Origin of the sequence: Halorientalis pallida (genome assembly GCF_004118325.1) — an archaeon.
GTDB lineage: Archaea > Halobacteriota > Halobacteria > Halobacteriales > Haloarculaceae > Halorientalis > Halorientalis pallida.
Genome location: NZ_RDFA01000003.1, coordinates 286,642 through 303,372 on the forward strand (window position 1 = coordinate 286,642; position 16,731 = coordinate 303,372).

The following is a 16,731-nucleotide window of genomic DNA, read 5'->3' on the forward strand; positions in this document are numbered from 1 at the left end:
CACGACCGACCGGAAAGTGTGTGTCTCGTCGGTTCCGAGGCGATTTATGCGTGGGCTGGCCACGGGACGGCCGGTCGGGTACGAACTGACCGGAAGGGTGCGTTTTTTGACCGCCGGCCTCGCAGGTTCGGGCAATGACTGACGCGGACGCCTTCGACTACGAGGAACTGGGGCTGGTGGCCGGCCTGGAGATCCACCAGCAACTCGACACCGAGACCAAGCTGTTCTGTGCCTGTCCGACCGAAATTCGCGAACCCGAGGAGTCCACGCGGCGGTTCACCCGCTACCTCCACCCCACCAAGTCCGAACTGGGCGAGATCGACGAGGCCGCCCTCGAAGAGAGCCAGGTCGAACGCGAATTCGAGTACCTGGCCTACGACACGACCTGTCTGGTCGAGGAGGACGACGAACCGCCACACCGCGTCGACGAAGAGGCACTCGCGACGAGCCTGGAGATCGCCCAGCTCCTCGACATGCAGGTGGTCGATCAGGTCAACGTCATGCGCAAGATCGTCGTCGACGGCTCGAACACCACGGGCTTCCAGCGATCGATGATGGTCGCCAACGACGGCCGGATCGAGACTTCCGAGGGCCCGGTCGGCATCGAGGACATGCTGCTGGAAGAGGAGTCCTGCCAGCGCGTCGAAGAGACCGACTCGGGCGTGCGGTTCAGCCTCGACCGACTGGGGATTCCGCTGGTCGAGATCGGGACGAAACCCGACATCCGCTCGCCCGAACAGGCCAAGGAGGCGGCAAAGCGGATCGGGATGCTCCTGCGCTCGACCGGCCACGTCAAGCGCGGTCTGGGCACGATCCGCCAGGACGTGAACGTCTCCATCGCCGACGGCGCGCGCATCGAAATGAAAGGCGTCCAGAGCCTCGACGACATCGACGACCTGGTGCGCAACGAGGTCCGCCGACAGGTCGAACTCGTCGACATCGCCGACGAACTGGCCGAACGCGACGCCGCTGTGGGCGAACCGCAGGACGTGACCGACGTGTTCGAGGACACCGATTCGGGTGTCATCGGCGGCGCGCTCTCGTCGGGCGGCGTCGTGCAGGCGGTCCTGCTGGAGGGATTCGACGGCCTGGTTGGCCGGGAGATCCAGCCCGACCGCCGGCTCGGGACCGAGTTCTCCGATCACGCCAAGCGCCACGGCGCGGGCGGCATCTTCCACACCGACGAACTGCCGGCCTACGGTGTCACCGAGGCCGAAGTCGACTCGCTCCGCGAGGCCGTCGGCGCCGGCCCGGCGGACGCGGTGGCCATCGTCGCGGACGACCCCGAGACGGCCGAGTTGGCGATCGAGGCCGTCGCCGAGCGCGCCGAGACGGCGATGGACGGCGTGCCCGAGGAGACCCGGGACGCCAACGAGGACGGGACCTCGCGCTACCTCCGGCCGCTCCCGGGTGCGGCGCGGATGTACCCCGAGACGGACGTGCCGCCGGTCGAACCCGATCCCGAGGAGGTGGAGACGCCCGAGTTGCTCACCGAGAAGGTCGAGCGCTACGTCGAGGAGCACGGACTCGGCGAGGGCGTGGCCGAACAGGTGGCCTACGGCCGTCGCTGGGAACTGTTCGAGGCGGCCGTCGAGACGGGCGTGGACGCGAACCTCGCGGCCCGCACGGTCGAGTCCGACGTGACCGAACTCCGTCGGGACGACGTGCCGGTCGAGAACCTGACCGACGACCACTTCCTGGGCGTGTTCGACCTGCTAGCCGACGACGAAGTCGCCAAGGAGGGCGTGCCGGACCTCCTGACCGCGCTCGCGGAGAACCCCGAACTCTCCGCGGCCGAGGCCGCCCAACAGGAGGACCTGGGCAGTGCCGCCGAGGACGAAGTGCGGGAGGCCGTCGTCGAGGTCGTCGAGCGCAACGCCGACCAGGTCGAAGACGAGGGGATGCAGGCCTTCTCCGGGCTGATGGGTGAGTGTATGGGTGCCCTGCGCGGACAGGCCGACGGCGACCTCGTGAGCGAAGTGCTTCGTGAGGAGATCCAGAAGCGAGCCTGAGACACCCGTCGCTACGCCTCTGTGGACCCGTTCGGGTCCACGACGACTTCGAACCGTGCACCGCCGGTCGCGCTGTCACGGACCCGGACGGTCCAGCCGTGAGCCTCGGCGATGCTCCTGACGATGGAGAGCCCGAATCCAGTCCCGCGGCTGCTCGTCGAGTATCCGTGCTCGAACACAGCCGACCGCTCCTCGGTGGGAATGCCTGGACCGTCGTCGGCGACGTAGAAGCCGGCGTCCGTTTCGAGGACGCCGACACGGACGGTGGCGTCCGGAGTTTCGTCGGCCACGTCGGCTGCATCGGGAGCGGTAGCATCCTCCGCCGTCCGCGACGGTGGGCTCGTCGAGCCGTGCTGGACGGCGTTCGCGAGCAGATTCTGGAGGAGTTGGCTAAGACGGTGGTTGTCGGCCTCCACCTGGAAGTCACCGACGGCCGATTCGAGCGTCGCCCGTTCGGTGTGGACGGCCCCCCAGACGGATTCGAGGACCGTGCCGAGGTGGATGGTAGTCGTCTCCTCGACGCGTTTCCCGTTCCGTGCGAGCTCGAGGAGGTCACTGATGAGCGCATTCATGCGACCGTGTGCCATCTCGACGCGGTCGAAATCCACTGGATCGCCACTCCGGCGGCCGAGTTCCAGCGAGCCGATCGCCACGTTCAGCGGATTTCGCAGGTCGTGGCTCACGACCGCGGCGAACTCGTCGAGTCGCGCGTTCTGACGTTTCAGCTCCCGCTCGCGACGCTTGCGCTCTGTGATGTCTCTCCCCTCGGGCAACAGGAGGACGACCTCGCCAGTCTCGTCGGTGATCGGTTTGATCGAGAAGTCGATGGTGGCTGGGCCGTCGGCGCCGGCGACCTCGAGTTCGGCGCGAACGAACTCGCCGGCGCTCGCTCGTTCGACGAGGTCCCGGAGAGTCTCTGCCGACACGTCACCGTCGCGGAACCACATGGTCTCCCAGATCGGTTTCTCGACGACGCTATCGCGGTCGAGGTCGCCGAACTCCAGTGCGGTCTCGTTGGCTTCGAGGAGCCTCCCGTCCGTGTCCATCAGACCCGTAAACTGGTAGGTCTGGTTGAAGATGGCGTCGTACCGGATTTCTCGTTCCCGTTGGGCCGTGACGTTGCGTGTCGCGCCGACCAGTTGCTCGACGGTGCCGTCGATGATGACCGGTGCGATGCGCGTCTCCCAGTATGGTCCCATCTCGGGGACGGAGACCCACTCGACGTACTCGATCGGCTCCCGTCGAGCGACGCACTCGCGGTAGTGGTCGAGTATCTCTCCGCCCACCTCGTCGCCGAATACGTCGCGCAAGCGCCGTCCACAGAGGTGGTCGCTGGAGAGGCCAGTGTTGGTTTCGTACACCGGGTTGACCCGCTGGAGCCGGAACTCGTCGTCGGCTTCGTCGACGTCGATCACGAACAGCGCGTCCTGTGTGTTCTCGAACAGCGTTTCGGCGAGTTCGAGCCGATCGTCGCGCACTCGCTGGGCACTCACGTCGTGGATCGAGGCGACGATCTCCAGGCCGCTGTCCAGGTCGATCGGACAGAGCGTGATCTCGACGGGGAACTCGGTGCCGTCCTGCCGGCGGCCCCACAGGTCGTGCTCGGCACCCATCGGGCGGCGGTCGGGGTCCTCGACGTAGGCCTCGCGGGAGGCGACGTGGTCCTCGTGGTACCGCTCCGGGAGCAACCGTTCGATCGGCTCGCCGAGCAACTCGTCACGATCGTACCCGAACTGGTTTTGCAGGTGGCGGTTGACCTGGTGGATTCGGCCTGCGACGTCACTGATGACGATTCCGTAGGGTGCCGAGTGGAGAAAGCTCTCGAGGCGACTCTGGGCCCTGTGTCGGGTGGCGGCGTTCTCGACGCAGTTGGCGAGAACGGCGTACTGCTCGGCGCCGGCTTTCTTCTGGAGGTAGTCCGTGACGCCCCGTGAGATGGCCTGGCTGGCGATCTCCTCGCTGCCTTTGCCGGTGAACAGCACGAACGGGAGGTCGTCGTACTCGGATCGGACCCGGTCGAGGAAGGTCAATCCGTCCATCTGGGGCATCTGATAGTCACTGACGACACAGTCGACGGGCTCGCGACCGAGTTTGCCGAGCGCGTCCGACGCGCTCGTGGTCGTCGTCGTGGCAATGCGCTCGTTCTCGCGCTCCAGAAACGAGGCGGTCAACTCCAGCACGTCGGGTTCGTCGTCGACACAGAGCACGTTGATCCCCCACCCCGCAGTAGCGGCGTCGGTCCCGGTTCCTGTGGCAGTGTCTCTCATCGCTGGCTGGAGATGGATCAGTCGCTGTCTGTCGTCCGGTCGACGGCCGCACGGACGCGCGAGGCCAGTCGTTCGTACTGCTCTTGTCCAGTCCCCTTCCGGACGTAGTCCGTGACGCCGGTCGCGATCGCCGTGCTCGCGGTCTGCTCGCTACCCTTCGCGGTGAACACGATGAACGGGATCGTCGCGTCACGTTCGCGAACGGCTTTCAGGAAGTCGAGGCCGCTGATCGCCGGCATCTGGTAGTCGCTGACGATGCAATCGAATGGCTCCGATTCGAGCGCGGTCACCGCTTCGAGCGCGCTCGTCGCCGTCGTCACCGTCATGTCGGCGTTGGTCCGCTCGACGGACCCGGCGATGGTCTCGGGGAGTCCCGGTTCGTCGTCTACGAGCAGGACGCGGATCATCTCGTCGTCCCCCCGACGTCGGTCGACTGTGGCTTCGAGCTGAATCTCCCGGCGCACCGCCAGGTCGAGCCACTCGCCGACCCCCTCACCGAGGGCCAGTCCCTCGACGGTCCCCTCGCCGACGTCGTATCTCACCAGCCCCTGTGCTTCGAGTTTCGGGAGGTGGACGTGGTGCAGGGCCGTGCGGACGCGCTCGCTGTCGCCGTCGGTCACCAACACTTCGTGAACGATCTCGTCGAGTTCGTCCAGCGTCGCCACGCGGTGCTGTCGGAGATGAAACAACACTGTCCGCCGCGTCGGGTTCGAGAGAATTCCGAACAGCGTATCACTCGGAATACCAGTCGTACGTCCAGCTTCAGCTTCAGAATTTCCGGTCATTCGACTATCTTCGAACGGATCTGTTCCCTGAGCCAATAACTAATATTTCCATATTGGTACATATAGAGTGATTTGATCGCGGATGCGTACCTGACACACACCGGTGTGCAGGTGCGAGTGTTCCGTTCGGACCGGCCGGGGTTCGGACCGGCGGATCGAGATCCCCACTCGGGTCACACCGTCGTCGACTCGCCGACAGGGACCTCAGTCCTCTCGTTCGGCCCGCTCGATGCGCTGGCCTGCTCGCCGGAAGATGCCGCGGAGCGTCCGGGCTTCCCGGCCCGTGGGGTGGGCGCGACCGACGAACCGTCGACAGAGCCGGCGTGCTTTGGGCCGTTTCTCCTCCGGATGCCCGATGTCGTCGAGGAAGTCCGAAAACTGCTCGTGCAGGCCTTCGACCGCCTGCTGATCGGCGCGTTCGTGGCGCTCGTCGGGGTGCTGTGTCTCGTCGACCGTCAGATCACGCAACTCGTACAGCACCACGGTCGCGGCCTGACCGAGGTTCAGCACTGGGTACTCGGCGCTGGCGGGGATCGAACAGACCTGATCCATCCGGGCCAACTCGTCGTTGGTGAGGCCGACGCGCTCGCGGCCGAAGACGACGGCCGTCTCGGACTCGATGCGGGCGAGGTCGTCGGCCAGTTCGGCGGGCGTCTGGAAGGGATAGCGGACGTGTTTGGTGGCGTCCTCGTTGGTGACGGCGGTACAGCCGACGGTGTGGAACTCGGCGACGAGTTCCTCGAAGGTGAGTTCGCGGGCCTCGGGAAGCACGTCCTCGCGGGCCTGGCCGGCGAAGCCGTAGGCCTCGCCCTCGGGGTCGAGTTCGGGCGGGTCAACGAGGAGGAGGTCCGAGAGGCCGAAGTTCTTCATCGAGCGGGCGATGGTGCCGACGTTCCCGGGTTCGGTCGCGTCGACGACGGCGACGGACACCATCAGAGATCGAGGTCGCCGAGGTCGACGCCCAGGTCGTCGAGTGTCTCGTCGTCGAGTTTCTCCAGTTCCTCTTCGAGGGTGGGGAGTTCCTCCGCCGGGTCCGGGACGGGGACGTCGTCGGCGTCGGTGTCGACGTGGTCGATGCCGGCGTACCCGTCCGGGGCACGGCCGCCGTCGTCGAACCAGGCGTAGAAGGCGTCTTCCATCTCCGTCTCGCCGGCGTACTCCTTGCCACCTGCCTCGCGGAACCAGTAGAGGAAGTCGGCCTCGTGCTCGGGACAGAGCAGGACTTCCCCGAGCGGTTCGCCGTAGACGATGCGGGCGACGTTGCACTCCTGGATGTTCTCGTCGCCGTGGATCAGGTAGCAGGCGTCACACGGCTCGCCCATCATCGTCGAGAGCCGGACGATGCGGTCGCGCGTTTCGGGGTCCATCGTCCCCAGCGGCACGAGGTCGCCGTCCTCGTCGAACACTTCCGCCTCGTCGAACCGCCAGCCGCGCAGCCCGATGTTGACCTTGCCCATAGGCGAGTGTACTCGTTTGCCGACCAAAAAGCGCGCGACTCGAACACGATTCTCGGAAGCTGATATCGGGCCGGTGTATATTTCCAACCCCAGGCCCGAACCTCGAACAACCACCTAGCGATTTATGCCCGAAGAATCGCCCTACAGGGTACTGCAGGTCGGGACCGGCGACGGGTTTTCGGCCGTCCCCTCCGGCGAATCCGAGGCTCCCGCGCTGGACGTCGTCCGGGTCGGCACTGTCGGCGGTGCGCTGGACAGGCTCTCGGCGAAACCGTTCGCGTGTGTCGTCCTCGAGGCCGACTGCGCCGATGGCGGCGCCGTCGACGTTCGAGAATCGGCACGGGACGTGGCGCCGGGGCTCCCGTTCGTCGTTCTGGTTCGAGGGGACCGGACGGACCTGATCCCGGAACTGATCGAGGACGACGCGACGGAGTACGTCCTCGTCGACGCCGAACCGGAGCCGGCGGCGACGGTCGCGAAACGGGTCCGCGAGATCGTCGTGCGGTCCCCACGTGAGCCACCGAGCGAGCGACGGGGGCGGACGGAGCGGGTGCTCGCGGCGACGCCGGATCCGTTCAGACAGGCGGTCGAACAGGCTGGACACGCCGTCTACATCACCGATACGGACGGGACCATCGAGTACGTCAATCCAGCCTTCGAGGCGTCGACGGGGTACTCGCGGCCGGCCGCTATCGGGTCCGATCCGAGCATCCTCAAATCCGGCGAGCACAGCCGGGAGTTCTACGCTGGCCTCTGGAACACGATCCTCTCGGGGGAAGTCTGGAAGGGTGAGGTCATCAACCAGCGGCGAGACGGACAGAACTACGTCGCAGAGCAGACGGTCGCGCCCATCGAAGATCGGGCCGGCACCATCGACGGGTTCGTCGCGATCAACACCGACGTGACCCAGCGGAAAGCGTACCAGCAGCGTCTCCAGCGCTACGAGAACATCATCGGGAATCTCCCCGTTGGCGTCTACCGGACGACGGCCGAAGCGGGCGGCGAGTTCGTCGAGGTGAACTCCACGCTCGTGTCGATATACGACGCTTACTCGAAGAGCGAACTGCTGGAGGAGAGCGTGGCTAGCTTCTACGCCGACAGCGGCGACAGGGAGGCGTTCAGGGCCGAACTTCGCGAGAACGGGCACGTCACCGAGTTCGAGGTCGAACAGCGAACGCTCTCGGGGGAGCCAATCGACGTGACGCTCACGGCGATCCGAACCGAAGCCGACGGCCAGGTGTACATCGACGGCATCCTCACGGACGTCACGGACCGCCGCCGCCGCGAGCGCGAACTGAAGCGGAAAAACGAGCAACTCGAACAGTTCGCCAGTATCGTCACCCACGACCTGCGCAACCCGCTCAACGTCGCCCAGTCGCGACTCGAACTCGTCCGCGGGGAGTACGACTCCGAGCACCTCGACGTCGTGGACGAACAGCTCGTCCGTATGGAGGAACTGATCGAGGACGTCCTCGCAATCGCCCGCCACGGCGAACAGGTCGAGGACAGGAAGCCAGTCGACGTCGCGCCGCTCGTCGAGAGCTGCTGGGAGACCGTCGAGACGGGCGACGCCGACCTGATCGTCGACACCGACCGGACGCTCTCGGTCGACACCAGCCGTATCCAGCAACTGTTCGAGAACCTCTTCCGAAACGCCATCGAGCACGGCGGCCGGGACGTGACGATCCGGGTCGGCACGCTCTCCGACGGGTTCTACGTCGAAGACGACGGGCCCGGTATCCCGCCGGCCGAACGCGAGGCCGTCTTCGAGCACGGCTACACGACCGACGACGACGGGACCGGGTTCGGCCTCAACATCGTCGAGGAGATCGTCACCGCTCACGGGTGGGACGTTCAGGTCACGGACGGCACCGAGGGGGGCGCACGGTTCGAGATCACGGGTGTCGAACGACGGGATCGGGCCTGACCTCCGGTCCCGGAACGAATCACGTCGCTTTAGCGCCTGGATTCCTTGGGGAAGGTATGCGCAACGTCGACGCAGCCGGACTGGGCATCGGTGACGACTATCCGCCCCGCATCATGGGTGTGCTGAACGTCTCCAGCGAGTCGCCGTACGACCCCAGCGTCTACGACGACCCCGGAGAAGCTGCCGAGTACGTCGACGCGGAACTCATCGGCGAGGGGGCCGACATCGTCGACGTTGGCCTGGAGTCGGCCAACAAGAAGTTCGACGTACTGACCGCCGAACAGGAGCTCGAGCGTCTCGATACGGCGGTCGAGACCATCCAGAGCGTCTCCGGCGACGCCGTCTTCTCCATCGAGACCCGCTACCACGAGGTCGCGGAGGCGGCGCTCGACCGCGGGTTCGACATGGTCAACGACATCTGCGGGTTCGCCGACCCGAAGATGGCAGAGGTCTGTGCCGACTACGACGTGGCCGTCGGGAAGATGGCCAGCCCGCCGGATCTGGAACGCCCCGGGGCCGTCGAGGACGTGGACGACATCTACGACGCCCTGGAGCTGAACGGGTTCACGGACAAGACGATCCTCGACCCCGCCTTCGGCGGCTGGAGCGAGGACAAGACGATCGAGGACGACCGCGAGACTTTCGACCGACTCCGGGAGTTCCGCGGCTACGGCTACCCCCTGCTGGTCTCGATCAACCGGAAGAACTTCCTCCGGGAGATCGCCGGCCGCACGACCGAGGAGGCCCTCCCCGTGAGCCTCGCGGCCACCGCGATGGCCGTCGAGCGCGGCGCACACGTGATCCGGACACACGACGTACGGGAGACTCGCGACGCCGCGCTGGTCGGCGACGCCTTCACCCGCGAACGGGTCCGGACGCCCGAAGTCGAGGAACTGGACGTGACCACGGCGGGCGAAGTCGGCCGCCACCTCGACCGACTGGGCGTCGACGGTGCCTACGCCGACGACGCCGTCGTCCGGGTGTTCGAGGTATCGGGGCTCGACGAGGCCGCCACCCAGTCACTCCGCGAGGCGGCCGGCACCTACGGCGTCACGGCCGTCGAGGGTGGGGCGGGCGACGACGGTACTGCGACCGTGCTCCTGTTCGGGACGGTCGGTGCCCTCCGGCGGTTGGCCACGGGGGTCGACGAGGACCCACTCGCGTCGGTCGTGTCGTCCATTACGGACGGGCTACCCGGAGCGTAAGCCCTGCTTAACCGTTCCACGCCAGCCGCCGTACGACGGCCGACCGGACTGCCTGACGAAGAGAAAACTTATGCCAAATGCGCAAGAACAGGGGGGTGAAGGCCGAAAGGGCACCCGGGTAGGGGTACCAGGTTGTGCCACTTCGGCTCACCTCGATTTATATAGCACCAACCCGGTGAGCGAGTAGCATGAACTTTCACACCTGGGAACCCGCATACGACGCCATCCTCACGGACTTCGGCTACGGTCGGGGCGGTGACGAACACGCCCGCGACGTGCTCGCCGGACTGGTCGACCCCTTCGACACGGCGCGGTTGGATTTCCGGGACCAGCGAGTCGCCATCGCCGGGGCCGGGCCGTCACTGGCGACCGAGACCGGCGGAGCGGCCGAGGCCGACGCCGTGCTCGCCGCGTCGACGGCCGCCGACACCCTCCGGGACGCCGGCGTCGACGTCGACTGCATGGTCACCGATCTCGACAAGAACCCCGAGACGGCCCGGGAACTGACCGAGCAGGGCGTCCCGGTCGCAGCCCACGCTCACGGCGACAACGTCGCGGCCGTCCGCGATCTGGTCCCGACGTTCGATGGCGAGCAGGTGCTCCCGACGACGCAGGCCGAGCCTGCGGGGCCGGTCGAGAACTTCGGTGGGTTCACCGACGGGGACCGGGCGGCGTTCCTCGCGGACCACTTCGGTGCGGCCGAACTGGTGTTCGTCGGCTGGGACTTCGACGACCCGGACGTAGGGGCCGAAAAACGGCAGAAACTGGCCTGGGCCGAACGGTTGCTCTCCTGGCTGGAACAGCGCCGAGACGAGCGGTTCGACGTGCTCGACGGGCGGCGAGACACACTCACGCGGTCCTGGACGGACGAGTGAGGGGAGTCAGTCGCGGTCGAACCGGCGGTCGAGTTCGGACAGCGCTCGCTCGACGACGGTAGTTTCGGCCCGTTCCAGCACCCGCATCACCTCGTCGGTGTACTCGACGGTGACCGAGGGGAGTCGGCCGGCCAGTGGCCCGCCGAGGACGTCGCCCGGATCGACCTCGGTCTCGAAGACGTACGCGTCGGGGTCCTCGCGGAGCGGATCGGTGAAGGTGAAGTGCGTCTGGACGAGGTCCCGTGCGTGGTCACGGTCGAGCGAGTCGACGGCAGCGGCCCAGAAGTCGGACTCCGGTGACTCGACCAGCGGCCGTGCGGCCTCGGCCAGGCGGCGCTGTCTGTCGAGTTGCGCTTGCTCGATGGTCCGTCGCCGGTCGCCGCGGATGCTCGGCCGGAGGTTGGCGAGGTACACATCCGTGTCGCGGACCCGATCACGGTAGTCCTCGAAGTCGCCGTCGGCGTCGGCGGCGTAGTCCAGAACGGGTTCGAACTGCTCGAGGACCCGGCGGCGATAGTCGCGCAACTCGGGGCGGACGACGCGCTGGTCGAGGCGGCGGCTGTTCTTGAGGAGTTTGTTGAGCAACCGGCCGCTGGCGCCCGATTCGCCACGCAACACGGCGACCACGTCGAACTCCTCGTAGGCTGTGTCGACGATGTCACCGACGAACTCCTCGAACCCGGCTCTGACAGCCTCGCGGGTCATCATCCCGGCTATGGACTGCCGCTCCCTAATGGTACTGGTCGCTTCGAGGCGGAGGAGCGCGGCTCAGGGCGTCAGGACGACCTTGCCGCTGGACTTGCGGTCCTCGATGTACTGGTGGGCCTCGGCGGCGTCTTCGAGATCGAAGCTCGTCCCGACGATCACGTCGAGGTCGCCCGATTCGAGCTGACCCGTCAGCTTCGGGACGGCCTGGAACACGCGACCGGGGTCGCGGTACATCGCCTGCCCGAGGTGGTAGCCGATGACGGTGTGGTTGTTGAACAGGAGGTCGGCGGTGTTGGGCTGGCCCGGTTCGCCCGACGCCGCGCCGAAGGAGACCATCCGGCCGAAGTGGGTCAGCGCCTTCAGGCTCTCGGTGGTCGTCTCCGAGCCGATACCGTCCAGCACGAGGTCGACGCCGTCGCCGTCGGTGATGTCGTTCACGTGCTCGACGAAGTCCTCTTCGGTGTACTGGATCGGGTGGTCACAGCCCAGGTCTTCGGCGAGGTCGAGTTTCTCCTCGGTGCTGGCGGTCCCGAACACTTCCGCGCCGGCGTTGCTGGCCAACTGGACGGCGGCGGTCCCGACCCCGCCCGCCGCGGCGTGGATCAGCACCTGCTCGCCCTCGGTCATGTCGCCCCACTCGAACAGGCAGTTGTGGGCGGTCAGAAACTGGACCGGGAAGCCAGCGCCCTCCTCGTAGGACATGTCCTCGGGGAGGTCGAACAAGCCGGCGGCGTTTGCGAGGGCGTACTCGGCGTAGCCGCCCTCCTCGACGAAGCCCATCACCTCGTCGCCGACCTCGCGGCCGACGCCTTCGCCCACCGCGTCGACGACGCCCGCGACTTCCATCCCGGGGACGTACGCCGGATCGGGACCGCCCTGGTAGTGCCCGCGGCGCTGCATGATGTCCGCGAAGTTGATCCCAGCGGCCTTCACCTCGATCCGGACCTCGCCCGATCCTGGCTCGGGTTTCTCCCGCTCGTTGATCTCGATGTTCTCGTTGCCGCCGAACTCTGTTACCTCAGCTACCTTCATGAGCTTACAATGGAAACCCCCCTATGTAAATTCCCCCGGTCTGGGGGAACTTTGCCGATGTGGAGAGTTGTCCCGTCGGGACTTATCCGTCACGAGTCGGGGCCATCAGGACCGGGATCGGTGACGATCGGACGAGTTTCGACGTGACACCGCCCCAGAGAAAACGGCCGAAGTCGGACTCCTCGCCGGTGCCCAGAACGACCTGGTCGATGTCCTCGTCGTCGATGTACGAACGGATCTCCCGGTACGGTTGCCCCTGCTGGACGGCGGTCACGAGCGAGTCGATGCCGGCGGCCTCCACACGGCTACGGGCGTCCTCGAGCGTTTCTTCGGCCGCCTCGGAGAGTCGCTCCGTCGTGCTGGCCGACCGCACGTCGGGACCGAGCGACGCGGTCTCGGCGACGGTGAGGAGGTGCAGCGTCGCGCCGGTTGCGGTAGCGGCGTCGATCCCCGCCGACAGCGCTCGGTCGGCCGCATCACTCCCGTCGATCGGAACCAGGACGCGCTCGGGCGGGTAGGCGAACGCGAACTCCGAGCCGGGGTTACAGACGAGCACCGGCACCGGAGCCGACGAGATCACCCGTTCGGTGACGCTCCCGAGGAGAACCCGTTCCAGCCCGCGTCGCCCCCGCGTCGGCATGACGACGAGGTCGATATCGGACGCCGACGCGTAATCGACGATCGTCGGTGACGGGGCCCCCTGCAGGACCGCCGTCCGCACGGTCACGCCCCGGTCCCGCGCCCGTTCCTCGACAGCGTCGACGATCCGTTCACCCTCCTCCACGAGGGCGTCCACGATCTGTCCGCGGACGTTCGTCACGCTGTCCCGGGTCGTGTCGGCGACGTTGATCACGTGGACCGACCCGTCGTGGGTCGCAGCGATATCGAACGCCACGTCGCTGACCGCCGTCGCCTCCTCGCTCCCGTCCGTCGGCAGCAGGATCCGGTCGTACATACGTACGGATTTCAGACGCGGACAGTAAAAGAGCAGGTCGGACGCGACGATCAGGCGCTCCCGACGTGCCCACCGGAGCGACAGACCGGCCGGCCGTGTACGGCGTGGATTTAAGCCGTCCGGCGCGTGGGTGTACAACAATGCCACACGACTGTTCGTTTCTGACGGACGTACTGCCCGACGAGCAGGTGTCGTTCGGGGACTCGGACCGGGACAACCACGCCGGGGACTGGGCCTCCGACGGGGCGGGCACGGGTGTCAAGCCCGACGCGGTCGTCTGGCCGGAGTCCACAGAGGAGGTGTCCGCGGTCCTGTCGGCCGCCGACGAGCGGGGCGTGCCGGTGACACCCTACGCGGCGGGCACCAGCCTGGAGGGGAATCCGGTGCCCGAGTTCGAGGGTGTCAGCCTGGACATGACGCGCATGAACGACGTGCTGGAGGTCCGGCCCGACGACTTCCAGATCGACGTGCAACCGGGTGTGATGGGGGACGTGATCGACGAGGAAGCCGCCACACACGGACTCTTTTTCCCGCCACTCCCCTCGTCGGGCGACATCTCCACCATCGGCGGCATGATCGCCAACGACGCCAGCGGGATGCAGACGGTCAAGTACGGTGAGATCGCCGACTGGGTGCTCGAACTGGAGGTCGTCCTGGCCGACGGCTCCGTGATCGAGGCCGGCTCGAAGGCCGTCAAGACCTCCAGCGGCTACAACCTGAAGGAACTCCTGATCGGCAGCGAGGGGACCCTCGGCGTCGTGACGCGGGCGACCCTGGAACTGGAGGGGCGGCCCCAGCAGATCTGGGGCGGGCGGGCCATCTTCCCGACGCTCGACGACGCCGCCGAGGCCGTGATGGACGCCGTCCAGTCGGGCGTGGACGTGGCCAAGATCGAACTCGTCGACGACGTGAGCGCCGAGATCGCCGCGGACTACGCGGACGGCGACGCCGACCTCCCGCCGGACCCGATGGTCTTCCTGGAGTTCCACGCCAACCACGGCATCGACGAGGAGATCGACTACTGCCGGTCGATCTTCGAGGGCCACGACGTCGAGCGGTTCGAGATGGCCGATGCGGAGGAGATGGACCAGCTCTGGAAGGCTCGCGCCGAGCTCGCCTTCGCGATCCAGATGTGGGAGCCCGACCTCCAGCCGCTCCACCCCGGCGACATCACCGTCCCGATCAGCAAGCTCCCGGAGATCATCCGCTACGCCAAGGATCGGGGCGCGGAAGACGACATCGTCGTCCCCTGCTTCGGCCACGCCGGCGACGGGAACGTCCACTACTCCGTGCTGGTGAATCTGGACGACCCCGAGACCATCGCGACCGGCGAAGAGGTCTACACAGACATCGTCGAACGCGCCATCGAGATGGGGGGCACCTGCACCGGCGAGCACGGCGTCGGCCGCGGGAAACGCAAGTACCTCGTACAGGAACACGGCGAGGAGAGCGTCGAGGCGATGCGGGCGCTCAAACGTGCGCTCGACCCAAAGGACACGCTGAATCCGGGGAAGATATTCCCCGAGACGGCACAGGGCGAGCGGGTGCAGGCCGAGCCGACCGACGACTGAGCCGAGCACCCGGACGCGACCGCAGGGATCGGCCGGCTCTTTCGCCCACGTTCGCGGGAGCGCCGCTCCCGCGAGCCCGTCAGAGATCTACGATCTCTGGAGACGTTTTTCGGCGAGCGATCGCCCAGGGCGACCCGAGGAGGAAAACGGTGTCCCTGAAACGGCACGAGGCGAGCAGCTGCGGGCCGAAAACGACGGTTGCTCGAACAGCCTCCGATCAGTCGTGGACGAACACGTCCAGCACGTCCGTCCCCTCTCGCTCCAGCGCGTCGGCGAAGGTGTCGGCGATCTCGTCGGGCGTCTCGACGCGGTGTCCCCGCGCGCCGTGGCTCTCGGCGTTTTTCACGAGATCGACCGGCGGCTCGAAGTCCATGCCGACGTAGTCGTGGTCCTCGTCGTCGCCGCCGAAGATGGAGATGGTGTTGTCCTTCAGGATGCGGTAGTTGCGGTTGTCCGGGATGACCACGGTGAGGTCGAGGTCGTGGCGCACCGCGGTGTAGATCGAGTGCGGATAGTAGAGGTACGAGCCGTCACCGATGTAGCCCACCACGTCGCGGGGGTCTTCGGTCATCGACTCGGCCAGCGCCGCGCCGACGGATGCGGGGAGGCCGTAGCCGAGGCCGCCACCCTTGTTCGAGATCATCTGTTCGGCCTCCATCTCCCAGCGGATCAGGAGCGGATACTTCGATGTCACGCCCTCGTCGACGACGTAGGCGTCCGGCGCGGTCGCTTTGAGCGCGTCGACGAGGTCGGCCTTTGAGGCACGGGTCTCGCCCTCGGGCGTCTCGTCCTCGCTCATCGACTGGATGGTGCTGGCGAGAGCCTGCTTCGTGGTCTCGACGCTGTCGATCCGGCGCTGGCGTTCCGCGGTGTCAATCCGGTCCTCGAGGCGCTCGGCCAGCTGGTCCATCACGAGGCCGGGGTCGCCGACGACGGCGGCCTGTGCGGGCTGGTTCTTCCCGACCTCCCAGGCGTCGTCGGAGATGTGGATGCAGGTGGTGTCGCTGTCGACCAACGCGTTCTCGTGGTTCAGCAGGGTCGTGTGGGTGGACGTGCCGACGAGCACGAGCGTGTCGGTGTCCATGAGCATGCTCGCCACGCCCTCGTTGGGCGGGATGTGGGAGATCCACTGCGGGTGGTCGCCGGGGAAGTTCACCTCACAGGAGAGGATCTCGGCGTGGACACGCGCGCCGGAGGCCTCTGCGAGGTCGACGGCCGCGTCGACGGCGTCGGCTCCCGACCGGGCGACGTGATCGCCCAGGATGAGGACGGGGTCGTCGGCCTCGGCGAGCAGGTCGGCCGCTCGTTCGATCTGCCCGGCGTCGCCCGGTCCAGCGTTCGGGATCTGCCCCAGCGGCTCGATGGCCTCCGGGTCCGTCTCCGAGAGCATCACGTCCTGGGGGAGCCCGAGGAAGACCGGCCCCGTCGGTGGCGTCAGGGCGACGCGGAACGCCCGACGGAGCATCGTCGGCAGGGCCGTCACGTCCAGCACTTCGTCGGACCACTTGGTGAACTGGTCGACCATCGCCTCCAGATCGCCGTGGAGCAGGGGTTCCTCGTGGCGGAAGTCCCGCTCGTGGTTGCCGGCAGTGATGACCAGTGGCGTGCCCGCGAACTGGGCGGCGTAGGTGTTGCCCACGCCGTGGGCCAGGCCGGGCGTGATGTGGAGGTTGACGACGCCGGCCGGCATCACACTCTCGTCGTGGTGGGCGTGGTAGCGGCGCGTGCTGGCGTAGCCCGAGGCCATCCCGACCGCGATGTCCTCGTGCAGTCCGAGGACGTATTCGAGGTCGCTCCGACTGATCGCGTCGAGGACCGGTAGCTCCGTCGTGCCGGGGTTGCCGAAGACGTGTTCGACGCCGTACTGCTCCAGCGCGTCGACGAACAGATCCGAACCCGTGTAGCCTGTCATGGAGATACTGTGTCTCCGGCGGGCA

The 16,731-nt window shown here is 67.1% G+C and carries 13 protein-coding genes; 5 read left to right on the top strand and 8 right to left on the bottom strand.

Annotation, left to right across the window (positions count from 1 at the left end; all coding sequences use genetic code 11):
- Positions 1-134: 134 nt before the first annotated feature.
- Positions 135-2,012, top strand: coding sequence for a Glu-tRNA(Gln) amidotransferase subunit GatE (gene gatE, locus EAF64_RS10185; protein WP_129068874.1), 1,878 nt, complete (start codon positions 135-137; stop codon positions 2,010-2,012).
- Positions 2,013-2,023: 11 nt separating this feature from the next.
- Here the strand turns inward: gatE and EAF64_RS10190 are convergent, their stop codons facing one another.
- The 4 genes from EAF64_RS10190 to EAF64_RS10205 form a co-directional block, all read right to left on the bottom strand.
- Positions 2,024-4,279: a hybrid sensor histidine kinase/response regulator gene (locus tag EAF64_RS10190; RefSeq protein ID WP_129068875.1), complete on the bottom strand. Its 2,256-nt coding sequence runs from the start codon at positions 4,277-4,279 to the stop codon at positions 2,024-2,026.
- A gap of 17 nt (positions 4,280-4,296) precedes the next feature.
- On the bottom strand, positions 4,297-5,064 hold the full coding sequence (locus tag EAF64_RS10195; RefSeq protein WP_129068876.1) for a response regulator: 768 nt from the start codon (positions 5,062-5,064) through the stop codon (positions 4,297-4,299).
- A 204-nt stretch (positions 5,065-5,268) separates the two neighbouring features.
- Positions 5,269-5,997, bottom strand: coding sequence for an RNA methyltransferase (locus EAF64_RS10200; RefSeq protein WP_129068877.1), 729 nt, complete (start codon positions 5,995-5,997; stop codon positions 5,269-5,271).
- Positions 5,997-6,521, bottom strand: a complete 525-nt coding sequence (locus EAF64_RS10205) for a hypothetical protein (protein WP_129068878.1) — start codon at positions 6,519-6,521, stop codon at positions 5,997-5,999. Before EAF64_RS10205 ends, EAF64_RS10200 begins: the two co-directional genes overlap by 1 nt.
- 124 nt (positions 6,522-6,645) lie before the next feature.
- Here EAF64_RS10205 and EAF64_RS10210 point away from each other — a divergent pair, with 124 nt between their 5' ends.
- The 3 genes from EAF64_RS10210 (at position 6,646) to EAF64_RS10220 (ending at position 10,528) form a co-directional block, all read left to right on the top strand.
- On the top strand, positions 6,646-8,448 hold the full coding sequence (locus EAF64_RS10210) for a PAS domain S-box protein (protein ID WP_129068879.1): 1,803 nt from the start codon (positions 6,646-6,648) through the stop codon (positions 8,446-8,448).
- Positions 8,449-8,504: 56 nt separating this feature from the next.
- Complete coding sequence (gene folP, locus EAF64_RS10215) at positions 8,505-9,653, top strand: dihydropteroate synthase (protein WP_129068880.1); 1,149 nt, start codon at positions 8,505-8,507, stop codon at positions 9,651-9,653.
- 188 nt (positions 9,654-9,841) lie between these two features.
- Entirely contained in the window at positions 9,842-10,528 is a 687-nt protein-coding gene (locus EAF64_RS10220; protein WP_129068881.1) for a 6-hydroxymethylpterin diphosphokinase MptE-like protein, read from the top strand.
- A 6-nt stretch (positions 10,529-10,534) separates the two neighbouring features.
- On the opposite strand, the gene EAF64_RS10225 is transcribed toward EAF64_RS10220, so the two are convergent.
- From EAF64_RS10225 to EAF64_RS10235, 3 genes are all read right to left on the bottom strand, one after another.
- A complete protein-coding gene (locus tag EAF64_RS10225; RefSeq protein WP_129068882.1) occupies positions 10,535-11,233 on the bottom strand; it encodes a hypothetical protein in 699 nt (232 codons plus the stop codon).
- 63 nt (positions 11,234-11,296) lie between these two features.
- Complete coding sequence (locus EAF64_RS10230; protein WP_129068883.1) at positions 11,297-12,268, bottom strand: quinone oxidoreductase family protein; 972 nt, start codon at positions 12,266-12,268, stop codon at positions 11,297-11,299.
- An 82-nt stretch (positions 12,269-12,350) separates the two neighbouring features.
- Positions 12,351-13,223, bottom strand: a complete 873-nt coding sequence (locus EAF64_RS10235) for a universal stress protein (RefSeq protein WP_129068884.1) — start codon at positions 13,221-13,223, stop codon at positions 12,351-12,353.
- A gap of 140 nt (positions 13,224-13,363) precedes the next feature.
- On the opposite strand from EAF64_RS10235, the gene EAF64_RS10240 reads away from it, so the two are divergent.
- Complete coding sequence (locus EAF64_RS10240; RefSeq protein WP_129068885.1) at positions 13,364-14,794, top strand: FAD-binding oxidoreductase; 1,431 nt, start codon at positions 13,364-13,366, stop codon at positions 14,792-14,794.
- A gap of 217 nt (positions 14,795-15,011) precedes the next feature.
- On the opposite strand, the gene EAF64_RS10245 is transcribed toward EAF64_RS10240, so the two are convergent.
- Positions 15,012-16,706, bottom strand: a complete 1,695-nt coding sequence (locus EAF64_RS10245) for a thiamine pyrophosphate-binding protein (RefSeq protein WP_129068886.1) — start codon at positions 16,704-16,706, stop codon at positions 15,012-15,014.
- Positions 16,707-16,731 lie beyond the last annotated feature (25 nt).

Coding starts and splice junctions, on each gene's coding strand:
- gatE (WP_129068874.1), top strand. CDS start 135: ATGACTGACGCGGACGCCTTCGACTACGAGGAACTGGGGCTGGTGGCC.
- EAF64_RS10190 (WP_129068875.1), bottom strand. CDS start 4,279: ATGAGAGACACTGCCACAGGAACCGGGACCGACGCCGCTACTGCGGGG.
- EAF64_RS10195 (WP_129068876.1), bottom strand. CDS start 5,064: ATGACCGGAAATTCTGAAGCTGAAGCTGGACGTACGACTGGTATTCCG.
- EAF64_RS10200 (WP_129068877.1), bottom strand. CDS start 5,997: ATGGTGTCCGTCGCCGTCGTCGACGCGACCGAACCCGGGAACGTCGGC.
- EAF64_RS10205 (WP_129068878.1), bottom strand. CDS start 6,521: ATGGGCAAGGTCAACATCGGGCTGCGCGGCTGGCGGTTCGACGAGGCG.
- EAF64_RS10210 (WP_129068879.1), top strand. CDS start 6,646: ATGCCCGAAGAATCGCCCTACAGGGTACTGCAGGTCGGGACCGGCGAC.
- folP (WP_129068880.1), top strand. CDS start 8,505: ATGCGCAACGTCGACGCAGCCGGACTGGGCATCGGTGACGACTATCCG.
- EAF64_RS10220 (WP_129068881.1), top strand. CDS start 9,842: ATGAACTTTCACACCTGGGAACCCGCATACGACGCCATCCTCACGGAC.
- EAF64_RS10225 (WP_129068882.1), bottom strand. CDS start 11,233: ATGACCCGCGAGGCTGTCAGAGCCGGGTTCGAGGAGTTCGTCGGTGAC.
- EAF64_RS10230 (WP_129068883.1), bottom strand. CDS start 12,268: ATGAAGGTAGCTGAGGTAACAGAGTTCGGCGGCAACGAGAACATCGAG.
- EAF64_RS10235 (WP_129068884.1), bottom strand. CDS start 13,223: ATGTACGACCGGATCCTGCTGCCGACGGACGGGAGCGAGGAGGCGACG.
- EAF64_RS10240 (WP_129068885.1), top strand. CDS start 13,364: ATGCCACACGACTGTTCGTTTCTGACGGACGTACTGCCCGACGAGCAG.
- EAF64_RS10245 (WP_129068886.1), bottom strand. CDS start 16,706: ATGACAGGCTACACGGGTTCGGATCTGTTCGTCGACGCGCTGGAGCAG.